The 13,644-nt window shown below is 63.9% G+C and carries 11 protein-coding genes and 2 pseudogenes; 6 read left to right on the top strand and 7 right to left on the bottom strand.

The genetic code is table 11. The annotated features are described in order from the left end of the window. Nucleotides 1-53: 53 nt before the first annotated feature. Nucleotides 54-2,366, bottom strand: coding sequence for a bifunctional acylase PvdQ (gene pvdQ, locus ACOKS3_RS12855; RefSeq protein ID WP_422763143.1), 2,313 nt, complete (start codon nucleotides 2,364-2,366; stop codon nucleotides 54-56). Between the two features lie 203 nt (nucleotides 2,367-2,569). Between pvdQ and ACOKS3_RS12850 the strand changes: the two genes are divergently transcribed. Then, the gene (locus ACOKS3_RS12850; RefSeq protein WP_103447063.1) at nucleotides 2,570-2,944 is read left to right on the top strand and encodes a fe2+ zn2+ uptake regulation protein; all 375 of its coding nucleotides are present in this window, start codon (nucleotides 2,570-2,572) and stop codon (nucleotides 2,942-2,944) included. Between the two features lie 34 nt (nucleotides 2,945-2,978). Here the strand turns inward: ACOKS3_RS12850 and ACOKS3_RS12845 are convergent, their stop codons facing one another. Beyond that, nucleotides 2,979-3,167 carry a hypothetical protein gene (locus tag ACOKS3_RS12845; RefSeq protein WP_003248064.1) on the bottom strand — a complete coding sequence of 63 codons (189 nt, stop codon included), beginning with the start codon at nucleotides 3,165-3,167 and terminating at the stop codon, nucleotides 2,979-2,981. A 148-nt stretch (nucleotides 3,168-3,315) separates the two neighbouring features. On the opposite strand from ACOKS3_RS12845, the gene ACOKS3_RS12840 reads away from it, so the two are divergent. From ACOKS3_RS12840 to ACOKS3_RS12825, 4 genes and pseudogenes are all read left to right on the top strand, one after another. Beyond that, complete coding sequence (locus ACOKS3_RS12840) at nucleotides 3,316-3,774, top strand: hypothetical protein (RefSeq protein WP_422763142.1); 459 nt, start codon at nucleotides 3,316-3,318, stop codon at nucleotides 3,772-3,774. 233 nt (nucleotides 3,775-4,007) lie between these two features. Next, nucleotides 4,008-4,388 (top strand): Mor transcription activator family protein, encoded by a 381-nt coding sequence (locus ACOKS3_RS12835; protein ID WP_103447061.1) that lies wholly within the window; start codon nucleotides 4,008-4,010, stop codon nucleotides 4,386-4,388. Nucleotides 4,389-4,452: 64 nt separating this feature from the next. Continuing rightward, nucleotides 4,453-4,921: pseudogene (locus ACOKS3_RS12830) on the top strand (hypothetical protein). A 73-nt stretch (nucleotides 4,922-4,994) separates the two neighbouring features. Continuing rightward, nucleotides 4,995-5,072, top strand: a pseudogene (locus tag ACOKS3_RS12825) (DUF2589 domain-containing protein); the annotation flags it as partial. 37 nt (nucleotides 5,073-5,109) lie between these two features. Here the strand turns inward: ACOKS3_RS12825 and ACOKS3_RS12820 are convergent. Genes ACOKS3_RS12820 through ACOKS3_RS12810 form a run of 3 tightly spaced genes read right to left on the bottom strand, consistent with a single transcriptional unit; the run spans nucleotide 5,110 to nucleotide 11,227 of the window. Further along, complete coding sequence (locus ACOKS3_RS12820) at nucleotides 5,110-8,784, bottom strand: translocation/assembly module TamB domain-containing protein (RefSeq protein WP_422763141.1); 3,675 nt, start codon at nucleotides 8,782-8,784, stop codon at nucleotides 5,110-5,112. Beyond that, nucleotides 8,781-10,523: an autotransporter assembly complex protein TamA gene (locus ACOKS3_RS12815; protein ID WP_103448237.1), complete on the bottom strand. Its 1,743-nt coding sequence runs from the start codon at nucleotides 10,521-10,523 to the stop codon at nucleotides 8,781-8,783. The genes ACOKS3_RS12820 and ACOKS3_RS12815 overlap by 4 nt, the downstream gene beginning before the upstream one ends. Nucleotides 10,524-10,576: 53 nt before the next feature. Continuing rightward, nucleotides 10,577-11,227, bottom strand: a complete 651-nt coding sequence (locus ACOKS3_RS12810) for a GNAT family N-acetyltransferase (RefSeq protein ID WP_103447059.1) — start codon at nucleotides 11,225-11,227, stop codon at nucleotides 10,577-10,579. Nucleotides 11,228-11,390: 163 nt separating this feature from the next. Here ACOKS3_RS12810 and xthA point away from each other — a divergent pair, with 163 nt between their 5' ends. Then, complete coding sequence (xthA, locus tag ACOKS3_RS12805) at nucleotides 11,391-12,203, top strand: exodeoxyribonuclease III (protein WP_103447058.1); 813 nt, start codon at nucleotides 11,391-11,393, stop codon at nucleotides 12,201-12,203. 106 nt (nucleotides 12,204-12,309) lie between these two features. On the opposite strand, the gene ACOKS3_RS12800 is transcribed toward xthA, so the two are convergent. Together ACOKS3_RS12800 and ACOKS3_RS12795 are read right to left on the bottom strand one after the other, a co-directional pair. Further along, a complete protein-coding gene (locus ACOKS3_RS12800; RefSeq protein WP_422763140.1) occupies nucleotides 12,310-13,062 on the bottom strand; it encodes an anti-sigma factor family protein in 753 nt (250 codons plus the stop codon). Then, nucleotides 13,059-13,580: a sigma-70 family RNA polymerase sigma factor gene (locus tag ACOKS3_RS12795; protein ID WP_103447056.1), complete on the bottom strand. Its 522-nt coding sequence runs from the start codon at nucleotides 13,578-13,580 to the stop codon at nucleotides 13,059-13,061. The genes ACOKS3_RS12800 and ACOKS3_RS12795 overlap by 4 nt, the downstream gene beginning before the upstream one ends. Between the last annotated feature and the right edge of the window lie 64 nt (nucleotides 13,581-13,644).

The raw sequence follows: 13,644 nt of genomic DNA, 5'->3' as shown, positions 1-13,644 counted from the left end.
AGATTCCTGTGAGAACGGGTTTACCCGCGAAGAGGCCGTCGCAGGCTAAAGCTTCAAGGCCGGCTGACCACGGCCCCTTTGTCCCGCTCACTAATCACATACTGACGATACGCCGGGTCCGCCTTGATCTGCGCCTCGGTGAACGGCAGCGCTGCCAGCTGCTTGGCCGAAAATGCCTTGGTCTGGTCGTTGAAGTGCGCTGAGCCGGCTTCGCTGGACTGCGAGAACGCCAGCAGCCCACGCGCCTGTGGCCCATTTTCAGTGAAACTCACCACCTGCAGGTAGCTGGTACCGCTGACCACCAGACGCTTGCCCGGCCCGTGCGGCACGCTGAACATCGCATTGTAGACCCCCAGCTGCTGCGGCCCGCCAGGCACCGGCGTGCCATCGGCGGCCTGCTGGATCTGCCCCCAACGGCTGCCCTCCTCCACGCCCGCCTTGGCCACTTGCTGCAGTGACGCCAAGGCCGCCTCGCGCAACAGTTTGCGTACCGCCCCCTGCTCCACCGCCAAGCCACGCGGAGTGTGCTGAGGGTCTGCCGGGTCGAAGGCCACGCGCCAGCTTTGCGGGTGCTTGGCCATCGCTTCGACCATGTTCTGGAAATGCACCAGGCCGACACCACTGTTCAGATCGGCCTTGCCATTCCACTCGGCGAGGCTGGCGCACACGGCCTGCAGGTCTGCCTCGGCCCCTTTGCACCACTGCAGCAGATCGGGTAGCACCAGGCTGGCCAGGTACACGTCGTCATCCAGCACCATGCGCTGCAGGTCATCGACGCCCAACTTGGCGTTGCCTTGCAGGCGCTCGAGGGCGAAACGCCCGCGCATGCCCAGCGGCTGGTCGTTACGACTGATCAAGGGCGAGAACCCGGTCAACGGCTGGGCCGGGTTGGCCATCCAGGCCGGGTCGTTGGAATTCTGCACGAAGTCGTTGCGCTCCAGGCTTGGCAGCATCCGCGCCGGGAAGATACCAGGCTGTGCGGCCTGGGCATCGACCTTCCACTGGCAGGCGCTGCGCGACCCGTCAAGCACCACCAGAGAGCCTTGCGCCGCCGGGTTGCTGCATTCGCTCAGCAGTTGCTGATCGACATAAGGCACCACGGACTGGTTCAGGTACAGCGCCTTGCCTGCGGCATCGACCGCCAGGGTGTTGACCCATGGGATGCCCTGCAATTGCTCGATGGCCCCCTTGAGGGCATCCAGGCTGTCGGCTTGGTTGATGCGGAACCACTGCTGCAGCACACGCGTGTTGTCCAGGTTGGCATCGCGCAGGCTATAGGCCGCCTGGGTATCCCAATCCAGTCGACCGGGCCACTGCACCACCGGCCCGAAACTGGAGCTGTAGACCTGGCGCTCGACCTGGCTGAGCGAGCCATCGGCGGCCTTGACCGTGACGCTCACGGCCTGCTGTGCCATGGGGATCGACTTGCCATCCTGCAGGTAGTGGGTCGGGTCCTTGGGGTCCAGTTGCAGGCGATACAGGGTAAAGTGCTTCGAGGTGTCCACCGTGTGGGTCCAGGCCAGGTGGCGGTTGAAGCCGATGTTCACCACAGGCAGGCCAGGCAAAGCGGCCCCCATCACATCCAGCTTGCCTGGAATGGTCAGCTGCATCTGGTAGAAACGCATGCCTCCCACCCACGGGAAGTGCGGGTTGGCCAGCAGCAGGCCACGGCCGTTGGCCGAGCGCTGCGCCCCCACGGCCACGGCGTTGCTGCCGCGCTCGGAGGCAAAGCGCTGCTGCTGGGCCAGTGCCACGTCAAAGGCCGGGGCTGCTTGCTGGGCAGCCAGCTTGGGGGGCTGGGCGCCCGCCAGCGCTTCGGCGAACTGGCCCACACCGCCTTCGGCCAACAGGCGACGGGTCAGTTTGACCAGGTCCTGGCTGGTGATCGGGCGTACCCACTGGCCATCGCCACATTCCGCTGGCAGGCCTTGGCTGCGTCGCTCGGCCAGGGCGCGGTTGAAACCGCTGGCATACCCCTCCAGCAGTTCACGCACCTGCGTTGGCTGGGCCTGCATGAAGCCACTGACTGCCGCCGGCGTGTTGAGCCAGGTAAAGAACAGGTCGCTGGCCAGGTTATCGCGCTGTTCGACAGTCTTGCCCTGGGCGCCGAAATAGCGCGAGCGCTCACCGTTGACCGTCAACACTTCGTTGGCCAGCAGGCACAGGTTGTCCTGGGCATAGGCATAACCAATGCCATAGCCCAGGCCACGCTCGTCCTTGGCGACGATATGCGGCACGCCAAAACTGGTACGGCGGATCTGCGCACTGGCATCAGCGCTGGGTTCCCGCGCCTGCACGGCTACGCTGGAAGCGATCAGGGCAGCCGCCAAGCTGGCACAGGTCAAGGGACGCGAAATTGGCAACACGGGCACTCCTCGGATTCAGGGGGTCATTCCCGATCAGACGAATGGCTGGATGAAAATTTTACGCGCACGCGCGCCGCGAACCGTCTTTAAGGAAAACCGGCAGAAATCTTTTTTCAGGCGCAAGCTGCAGATTTGCCGTTCTCATTCGTCCTAATCAGTGAGGCACCCATATTTCGGGACAGTCCACGAAAAGGAGCATTCACATGTACAACCCGCAACCCTCAGTGCAGACCGGACGCGCCCCGGGCAAAGCAGCCGACGGAGCGGCCGCTTGCGTGGACGAGCGTGCCGGCAACGTGCAGATTCGCGAACTGCTGCGCGGATACGGCCTGCGCACCAGCCTTATTCGCCTGAAGGTGATCGATGCGCTGTACAGCGCAGACCGCACCGGGCGCAGCATTGGCGTACGCGGCGTACATGCGCAGCTGGAACAACTGGACATACCGCTGTCGTTCCTGAGCGTACGCGAGGTGCTCAAGCGGCTGTGTACGGAGGGTGTGATCAGCCTTGGCAGCGACAAGTGCTACAGCCTCAAGCCAGAAGCACGCGCCGTGCTCGAGCAGCCGTTGCCGCGCTGACTGAAGGCCGCCTGGCGTGGCCGGCCGGCAGGCGTCAGGGCTTGACCTTGCGCCGCAGAATCCCGTTGATCACCACCACGACCACCGCAATGGCAATGGCCAACATCTGGAAGGTCTGCTCACTGATCGTGCCTTGCTTCTGCAGATGCGACAGGCCCAGCATGAGGCCCAGCACCACCAGGATGATCAGAAGCGAGTATTTGAGGCGCTGCACGTGTGTCATCGAAAATTCCTTCAACATCGGGGGCATTTGGCTCGCAATGAGCAGGCGCAATGATACAACGGCCATGGCTTGCAGCGCTGTATTTCCTGCTTAGCGTGGCGAGCCAAGCCTGAAAGCATGGATTTCCCCAATCCATGCTGGAGGCACCATGCGCAATTTCGCGCTGTTCATCATGCTCCTCACACCCTCTTTTCCCATTCATGCCCTGGACACCCGTCAGGCCTCGCCTGAACAATTGCTCAAGCTAGGTAGCCAACTGGCGACTCACGCAGGCAGCAGCCAATGGCAACAACTTTGGCAAAGAACCCGTGCTGCAGGGCACCTGCAAGTCACATCCGGGAAAGCCCACTTCACGATCCCCCAGCCGCTGCTACCGGAATTGGCTCGTCAGACGCTGGTGCAAGCGGATCAGGTAGAAACCGTGGAGCGCACCTTCGCACGCTATCGGCGGACTTTCCCCGGCAGGGTCATCGGCCAGCTCGATGGTCAACCCTTGAACAGCCTTTGCCTGATCATCGACTGGCGCACCTTGCCGCAGGAGCAGGCCGATAAAGCCCATGCCTACCTCGGCAGTGCAAGCCTGATGAACAGCTATCCATGCAAGTAAGGGGGGTGGCACTTACAGACACGGTAGACAATGCAACCCTATGTGACATCGGGCCTGTACGGCAGCGCTGAGGCATCTTCCTACACCGCTAGGCATCGTTGCCTGCAAGCCCTGCTCATCAAAGCTACAACTGCCAGCCCACTTGGCGCCTAGCGACAGCGTTCGTCGCTCACCGAGAATTCCTCCATGCCAACGACAGGCATCGCGCTCCACCCACCGCGAGGAAGTCTCATATGGAACTGCCAGATCTCACAGCCATCGACATCGGCCAGTTACCGCATTCGTTGCAGGCCCTGATCGAATGCATCGGCCTTGAAAACGCCTACCAGCTGACTTGCGCCTACGGCGGCAGGCCCAAGTACATTCCCAAGCACCGAACGCGCACCAAGCTCGCCGACGTACTCCCAGCCGACGCCCTCGACGCCTTGATCAAGCGCTTCGCCGGTGTCGCTCTGGAAATTCCCAAGGCCGACCATTTCCTGAGGCAATTGCGCAACCTGCAAATCCAGAAAGAAAGCGCCGACGGTTTGTCACGCAGCCTGCTGGCGAACAAGTACGGCCTGAGCCTGCGCCAGATAGGCAACATTCGCCGTCAGGAGCATTGCGCTCGCTGAAGGTGCTCACGCGCGGCCACCCTGAGCGGCCGCCTCCGCTACCTTGCCAAAAGAGATAACCATCATGTCTATCAACAACAGCCTTATCGGTTCGGTCATCAATGCGCTGCCCATGGACCGCATGATCGCCGCACCGCTGCAAGCGATGGTCCAGGCGCAGGTCACTGCCAGCAAATCCTATGCAGACCCTCATGCAGGTCTGCGTGCAGGATGGAAAAGCGGTCGCCATCCAGTTCGACTACGACGAAACCATCGTTGACGAACAAGGCGAGTACAAAGGCATCGTCAGCAAGTCCACGCAAACCCGCAAGACCGATACCCGGGCACGCTATGCGTTCAATACCTCGCTGCGTAGCCAGGACCCGCCGGAAGCCATGATGCGGGTGATCGACTTCCTCACCGAAGCCGCCACCAAGCCGACCGTAATCAAGACTTCAACGCTGGAAAGTCAGGACACCCTCTCACAGGCCGAAACTCTGAAACCCACGCCCGCCGTAGAAAGCGACACTGGCAAGGGTTCCACTGATGCCTGATTGTCAGCGCGATGCTTGATTGCTCGCCCCGCACCTGCCAGCGGGGCCTCTTCCTGCCTCAGAAGCCAGCCCCTTGGACAACCCACCCGCGCCCATGACCGCAATCGACCTGCGGGATATCACTCGCGGCCTTCAGGAGGCCGCTGCTGCCGAATTCGTCGAGGCCGCCACCGTACGCTGACGCCCCCTCAGAAGTCTCGCTTGTAGAAGATATCCAGCGAGCTTGCCAGCCCGCTGGCGGCTTCCAGATACACCTTCTTACTCAGTTTGTAACGCAGCGCAACGGTATTGGCCGGCTCGAACACCCCGACCCCGTAGCGCAAGCTGAGCTTCTCGGTCAGGTTGCCACTGGCCACCACACTGGTGCTGTTACCGGAGTCTTCGGTGTCCAGCTGGAAGTCATCGATCCCCAGCCCCGATGCCAGGCTGCCGGTAATCCCGGCACTGCCTGCCAGGCCCAGGCCCAATGCCGCTTCGGCAAGCATGTTGTTGTCCTCACCGGAAGTCCCCAGTGGGCGCCCGAGCACCAGATAGGACAACGCCTGCTCCTGGCTCATGGCCGGTTCCGAGAATACGCTGGTGGTCGGCTGCTCGGCACTGCCACTCAGGCGGATACCGGCAATCACATCGTCGACCTTACGGATGGCCTCGATATCCAGATAGGGCTGGTCGATCGGCCCGGCGAACAACAGCCGTGCGCGGCGAATGGTCAGGCGCTGGCCATAGGCACGGTAGCGACCATCAGACAGGCTCAATTCGCCACGGGTGTCCATGTTGTCACCGATGTGCACATGGCCAAGCAGGTTGGCGGTCAGGCCAAAGCCGCTGAACGACAGGGTGTCCTGCCCTACGACCACGTCGATATCCATGGCCATTGCCATGGGCGGTTTGCCCTCTTCGGTCTGGTGGCCGACTATGACGGTGTCGTCCGAGACCTTGACTGTAGAGGGTGGCAACTCGCGCACAACGATCTTGCCCTTGGGCACCAGCACTTTACCGGACACCGCCAGCTTGTCATCAATCAGGCGCAGGTTCAGGTCTGGCGCGACTTCTAGCGTGGCGTAGGGCTCGACGGTCACCGGCAACTGCTGGCCCTGCAGGCGCAGGTCCATGCCCAGGGCCTGGCCCCAGGTCAGGTGGCCGTTGAGCTTGCCGCGGCCGGCTGCCCCGCTGCGCCAGCCGCCGTTGAGCTGCACCTGATCGCCGGCGATCAAGGCCTGCAGTGAAAAGTCCTGCAGGCTGACCGGCAACTCGGCACCACTGACCTCACCGCCACTGAGCATCAGGTTGCCGTTGACCTGTGGCGCCAGCAAGGTACCGCTCAAGCGCCCGCTGCCATTCAACTGCCCGGCCAGGCGTTCGACCATCGGCATGAACGGACGGGCGATCGACAGGTCCAGCCCGGCAAGGCGGAAGTCGCCGGACAGCGGCTTGTCCTTGCCCAGTGGATCGATACGCGTGTTCAGGCTCAGTTCGCCCAGGCGTTCACCACGAAAATCCAGACGTGTATCGACCCGGCGTGGCGCCAGGGTGCTGTCAAGGCGCAGGGCCTGGTAAGGGAAGTCGATCCAGCGGCCCTTGTCGCGAACGCGCAACGTACCGCCACTGGCATCGACACGCACGCTGCCTTTCGGGCCGCTGGCCGGGATATCGAGGTTCACGTCGGCATTGAGCATGCCCTGCCAGGCGAAGTCCTTCGGCAGCCATTGCGCCAGGCTCTCCAGCGGGAACTGCTTGAGGTGATAGCGCAGGCGCGGCTCGGGCGCCAGGCGCTGGTCCTCGCCGCACAGGCTGGCCTGGCCGGAGCGCCAGCAGTGGGCGCCGAAATCCATTTGGCCACTGGCCAGTCGCTGCAGCCGGGCGGGTGCCTGCAGTTGCCAGTCTTGGCCACCGGCCTGGATCCTGCCGCTGGCCAGGCGGCCACGCCAGTCACCTTTGCTCAGCTGGCCATCCAGACCCAGGTCGAGCTTGAGTTGAGGGCCGTCCAGCGCCAGGGTCAGCGCCTGTTGGCGGATGTCGCCCTTGCCATTGGCCTGCAAGGTGCCCAGCACCGTGTCGCCCAGGCGGATGCCGTTGGCCTTGAGGTCGATTACACCCCGCTGAGCGCTGTCCAGTCGGGCCTCCAGGTCGAGCCGCTGAAGGCGGTTTTCTTCCTGTGCCAGCTGCTGGCCCTGCAGGGTCAGGTTGCCTTGCGGCGCGTTCAGCGTGCCGCTGACGTCCAGGCGCCCCTTGACCTGCCCTTGCAGCCTCGGCCACAGCTGGCCGAGCCGCGGCAAGTCGAGGTCGACTCGCCCGGCCAGGCGCTGCTGCAGGCTGCCGCTGCCGTTGATACGGTTATCGCCCAGTTGCACGGCCAGCGCACCAAGCGTCCAGCTCTGCCCGGCCCCTTGTGCCTCGACCTTGAGCACCGCCGGCTGCCCGCGCAGGCGCCCCTTGAGGTCGAGCTGGGCATCCAGGCTGAGCTGCTCGCCTTTCATTTCACCTTTGCTGCGCAAGGGCCCGGCCAAGGTACCAGGCAGCTCGGCCAGCCAGTACGCCGGGTCCAAGGCCGACAACTGCAGGTCGACATCCCAGGCCAGGGTCTCGGCGAAGCGCACCGCGACACTGCCCGCCGCCTTGCCCTGCCCGGCCGTCAGCGCCAGCTGCGGCAGGCGTACCTGGCCCAGGTCACCTGCGAACGGGCTGGCCAGGGTGAAGGCCCCGGCCGGGCCGTCGAGGTCACCGTTGAAGGTGCCTTGGTAATTGCCATTCTGGTATTGGACCTGGGCATTGAAACGCTTGAGGGTCACCTGCGGCGGTGTTTCCAGCGGGTACAGGCGCAGCCACGGAAAATCCTGCCACTCCAGCTGGGCATCAGCCTTCAACGCCTGCTGCCAGTCAGCGCTGCCCTGCAGCTTGACGCGCTGGGTGTCGCTGGCCGCCAGGTCCAGGGCATCCAGCCTGGCGCCCTTGGCGTCCACCTTGCCGGTCAGTGCCAGTGCGATCGGTGCCTGTTCGGCCGGCAGGCTGGCACTACCCGACAGTTGGTAGCCCTTGAGCAGATCGCCCTGGGCATCCAGCACGAGCTGATTGAGCTGCAACGTGTCGGGCAACGATGCCGTTGGTTTGAAGGCATCGGCGCGAATCTGCAGTTTTGCCGGCAGGTGTTCGGCGAGGGCCTGAACCGTCCCGCTCAGGCGGGCATCAAGGTAGCCGCTGCTGGTGGCGTCGAGCGATAGGGTTTTCTGCAATTCACCCTTTGCGTTCAGCGCCAGCTGCCAAGCTTTGCCCTCCACCGCAGGCAACTGTACCTGGCCTTGAAGTTGTACCGGCCAATCGCCCTCAGGCTGCAAGTCGCCCTGCACTTGCACGTGCACATCGTCACGCTGCAGCTGCAGGCTCTCGATACGCAGCCCGCTAGCGGTCCAATGCGCCGCCAGGTGCAGATCGCCGAGCAGATCGCTACCATCCAAGCGCAACTGGCCCACCTTTACCTCACCGACCTCGATCGCCACCGGCAAGTGCAGCGCGGGTAACTGCAGCGGGCCACTTTCGGCCGGTTGATCGCTTGGCGCGAAGGCCATGTCGACCCGCTGAGCCTGCAACTGGTCGATACACAGCGTGGCGCGCAGGAGGCAAGCAGGCGACCAGCTCAGTAGCGGCGCCTCCACTTGCACATTGTTGCCGCCGTCGATCCAGCTCAAATGGCTGGCTTTCCAGGTACCCGCCAGGCGGCCCTGGAAGTCATCGATAGTCAGCCCTGGCACCCGGCCCAGCGCCCAGCGGCTACCCCCTTCGGTCCCCAGCAACATGCCCAGGGTCAGGACCACCAGCAACACACTGCCGAGCACACCCAGCAGAATGAATTTCAACACACGCATCACAGCTCAGGCCCCATGGAGAAGTGCAGGCGAATACCGCCGTCGTCATCGAGTGCCTTGGCCAGGTCCAGGCGCAGCGGCCCGACCGGCGACACCCAGCGCACACCGATACCGACCCCGGTCTTGAGGCTGGGCAGCTCCAACGTGTTGAAGGCGTTACCTTGGTCGATGAAGGTCGCTACTCGCCATTTTTCGGCCAGCGAATACTGGTACTCGACACTGCCCGCAACCAGGTAGCGGCCGCCGATGCGATCGCCGTCGCTGTTCTTCGGCGACAGGGTCTGGTAGTCGTAGCCGCGCACGCTCTGGTCGCCACCGGCGAAGAAGCGCAGCGACGGCGGAATGTTGTTCTTGTATCCATTGGTGGCACTGCCACCGAATTGCACCCGCCCGAGAAAGCGGTGGTTGTGGCCGAGGGTGGTCAGGCCCTTGAGCAGGACATTGCCATGCAACAGATTGGTGTCGGACATCAGCCCTTCCTTGGCCACCTGGGTGTCGAACTGCAAACGGTAGCCGTTGTGCGGGTCGATGCGGTTGTCACTGCGCAGGTAAGAAAAACTCACGCCAGGCATCAGCAGGTGGCTCAGCCCCGAATCATCGCCCAGGCGATACTCTTCGCGCTGGTACTTGAGCGAGATCACCCGCTGCCAACCGCTGGCCAGCTTGCTGTGCCACTCCGGGCCGACGGTCAACAGCTTGCTGAGGGTGTCGGTGCCGGCGATTTCTTCGTTCTGGTAGCCGCCAGCGAAGCGCAGCTTGTCGGTCAAGGGTGGATCGAGGGGCACGTCATACCACAGGCCGACGTTCTGCCGCGGTGCCGAAAGCTCGGTTTCCCAGCCATAACTGTGGCCTTGCGGGTTGACCCAGTGCCGCGTCCAGTTGGCCTTGCCACGCGGGCCCACGTCGGTCGAGAAGCCCAGGCCCAGGCCCATGGTGCGGGGCTTGCGGGTGTCCAGGCGGACGTCCACCGGGATGTCTTCGCCTACCGCCGCAGTGGGTGCGGCATCGACCCGCACGCCTTCGAAATAGCCGCTCGATTGCAGGTCGTTGTTGAGTTGGGCGACCAGTTCGGAATCGTAGGGCGTACCGGGTTTGAACGAAACCATGCGCTGCAGCAGGTCTTGGTCGAGCGGCGTGTCGCCACTGAACTTCACCGCCCCGAGGCGATAACGCGGCCCGCTCTGGTAAACCAGCTCGATATCGGCCACGCCGGCCTGAGGGTCGACCGCCAGGCGCTGGCGCGTGAAGTGGCCACTGAAGAAGCCATAACGCGAAGCCTGGTTCTGGATCAGCCGCTTGGCATCTTCGTACAGGCCGTGGTTGAGCTGTTCGCCCGCACGCAGGGCGCGGCTGTCAGGCACGCGAAAGGCTTTCATCTCGCTGGCCGGCCCTTCGATGCGCACAGTCACGTTGCGCAGGCGCACCGGCTCGCCGGGGTCGATCTTGATGATCAGTTGTGGGTGCTGATCGGCCTTGGCAGGCGGCTTGACCTCGGTGTCGATCTGCGCCTGATAGTAGCCAAGTGCCTGCGCGGCCTTGCGCGCCTGCTCCTGTGCCCCGCGACTGAAACGCAGCAGCGCTTCTTCATCGCGGTCGCCAAGGGTACCGATATAGCCTTCGACATTGGCCTTGAGCTCCTTGTTGGCAGGTTTTACCTTCACCAGCAACTCGCTCTGGCCCCATGCTGCAAAACTGGCGGCCCAGAAAACCAGGCCCCAGGTTAGTCTTCCTGAATACGTCATGCGGCGCATGCTACCAGAGCCATGCGCTCAAGGGAGGCGCCTGGCGGCCTTCATCAAGCAATTGATGACATGGATGACACTGGATTTGGATGAAAGAACACCCTTTCCCGGATTGGCCCTACAGCCACCTCGCCTATCTCTTCATAACCCTGGCGAGCGTAAAAGGCCAGGTAATGCTCGTTGCCAGAGTCCAGCACCACGCCCTGGGTATTGGGGTCTTCCGCGCACCAGTCGTGAACAGCTTGTAACAATTGTTCGCCGTAGTGACAGCCACGAAATTGCGGATGCACCCCCAGCAGCGGCAGCATATGCACCTGCCCGGTCGGCAGGCAGCTGGCCAGCGCCGCCTGGTAATCCATGTAACGCCGGGTGCAATGCTGGCCGGTGCCCAGCAGCATGCGCAAACGCCAGGCCCAGCTGTCGGCCACCCCGAGCCGGCGTTGCGGCGGCACGATCAGGGCCAGGGCGATCAGGCGGTCTTCCAGCAGCAGGCCGATGGCCGGCAATTGCAGATAGAAGTGCTGCCGTACCCACTCGCGCACCATCACCCGCAGCCGGCGTTCGTAGCCTGGGCGCTGGGCCTCGAAGATATAGGCGAAGGTCGGTTCGTGGCGATAGGCGTTGTATAGCAGCGAACGCGCCTCACGGCTGTAGCCGTCATCTAGTGTGCAGATGCGCGCCTGGGCGGCAGTGGCTTCGAGCATGGCGGGTCGTCCTCCTGGAAAGGGCATGTCAGTGCCTTGGAGGTGCTCCACAGCGCATCGTTCACCTCATTCAGCACGTTAGCAGCGCCTTGGCCAAGCCGCCATGCTGGTGATGAACGCCGATGTCGGCTAGCATCCGGCCTTTTATCAGGATTGTCTTTCCATGAAGATCGTCTGTTTCAACATCAACGGCCTGCGGGCCCGCCCGCACCAGCTGGCGGCGCTGATCGAAAAGCACCAGCCGGACGTGATCGGCCTGCAGGAAACCAAGGTCAGCGACGATCAGTTCCCCCTGGCCGATGTCCAGGCATTGGGCTACCACGTGCACTACCACGGCCAGAAAGGCCATTACGGGGTCGCCCTGCTCTCGCGCCAGGCGCCGCTGAGCCTGTTCAAGGGCTTTGCCACGGATGAAGAGGATGCCCAGCGCCGCTTCATCTGGGGCACCTTCGCCGATGCCGACGGCAACCCTATCACTGTCATGAACGGCTACTTCCCGCAGGGCGAAAGCCGTGACCACCCCACCAAGTTCCCGGCCAAGCAGCGCTTCTACAGCGACCTGCAAGCGTTGCTCGAAGGGCAGTTCAACAACGACCAGCCGGTACTGGTCATGGGCGACATGAACATCTCGCCCCAGGACTGCGACATCGGTATCGGCCCGGACAACGCCAAACGCTGGCTGAAGACCGGCAAGTGCAGCTTCCTGCCGGAAGAGCGCGAGTGGATGGAGCGCCTCAAGGGCTGGGGCCTGGTGGACAGCTTCCGCCACCTGTACCCGGACGTGGCCGACCGCTTCAGCTGGTTCGACTACCGCAGCCGCGGCTTCGAGGACGACCCCAAGCGCGGGCTGCGCATCGACCTGATCATGGCCTCCCAGGGCCTGGTGCCACGGATCAAGGCGGCCGGCGTGGACTATGAGCTGCGCGGGATGGAAAAGCCTTCCGACCATGCGCCGATCTGGCTCGAATTGAGTTGAATTGTCTGGGTGCATGGCGCGAGCGGTGTGTCGCCTTTGAGACCGAGCGCCGCGCGGGCGACGCTCGATCTCAAAGGCTCTGCATGCCTCAAGCCCTGCACTCCCGCTACAACCCCAACCGCAGCGCCTCCCCTACCCCCGCCCCACGCCCGTCGTCCGCCGCACTGACCAGGGCAAAGTTGTACGCCCCATGCGACCAGTACCGCGCCTCCAGCTGCCCGTCGACCCGCTGCCCCTGCGGCATACGCTCATAGCGGTCACCGGGCGAGCGCAGGAACAGGCTGATGCGCTGGCCGTTGCGGTCCTGGAACACCAGCAGCGCCGCCGGCCCCTGCTCGTTACTGAGCAACCGCGCGCCCACCGGCTGAAAGCCGTAACCCGCCAGGTCCGGCAGTTGCCCCACACGGCTGAAATGCCGGCCCAGCCAATCGCGCAGTTGCGCCGGGTCGCTGGCCTGGATATCCAGTGCCTCACTGCTGGCGAACAGCCGATGAGCCTGTACCGCATCGGCCATCGGCAGTTCATTGCTGGCCAAGGTCACCTGTCGTGCCTGCCAGCCACCCAACCCACCGACGCCCATGGCCAGCAACAACACCGCCGCCGAAGCCAGCCGCCGCTGCCGGCGCTGGCGCACCCGCTGCTGCACTTGGCGCAGGTCGAGCGTGGCCGCCCCAGGTTGCTCGGCAAACCCTGCCAAGGCCGCACGCAGGCGCCGGGCATCGTTGCGCCAGGCTTCGACCCGCGCCGCTTCCTGCGGGTTGGCCGTAAGCCAGGCCTGTATCTCAGCGCGCCGCGCCGGCTCCAGGCGGTCGTCGATGTAGGCGTGCAGCTCGTCTTCACCAGGGTTCAGGCGTGTCATTTGAGTCTCCGCAAGGCCGGCGGCTGGGGGTTGCCCTCGGTCAGTTCGCGCAAAGCAGCACGGGCGCGCGACAGGCGCGACATCACCGTGCCAATTGGGATTTCCAGGGCTGCGGCCGCTTCCTTGTAACTCAGCCCCTCGATGCTGACCAACAACAGCAGGGCCCGCTGCTCGGTCGACAGCTGGGCGAAGGCCTGCAAATCAGCCTGGGCCAGGACGATGTCCTCGGTATTGTCGCCCACCGCTTCGTGTTCCACGGCGCCGCGGCCGAACCACGACAGCCAGCGAGCATGCAAGCGCTCGCGGCGCTTACCGTCGAGAAACAGTCGATAAAGAATGGTGAACAGCCAGGCGCGCAGGGCCTCGGCTTCGCGTTGCTGGCCACGGCGGCTCAAGGCGCGCTCGACCGTGGCCTGGACCAGGTCATCGGCGCTGCCGGGCTCGCGGGTCAGCCACAAGGCAAAGCGGCGCAGGCGCTGCAGCAGCTCACGCCACTGCTGTTCGTCCAGATCGTGCATGGTCAGGTACCGGGCGCTGGGGTTGTCAGTGTATGGGGCAGACGCCTGGCGAGAAAATCTATTC

The sequence above is a fragment of the Pseudomonas sp. HS6-2 genome (genome assembly GCF_049325675.2).
In the GTDB taxonomy this organism is placed as follows: domain Bacteria; phylum Pseudomonadota; class Gammaproteobacteria; order Pseudomonadales; family Pseudomonadaceae; genus Aquipseudomonas; species Aquipseudomonas putida_N.
The sequence above is the reverse complement of the archived record's forward strand: the minus strand, read 5'-3'. Positions and strand labels throughout refer to the sequence as shown.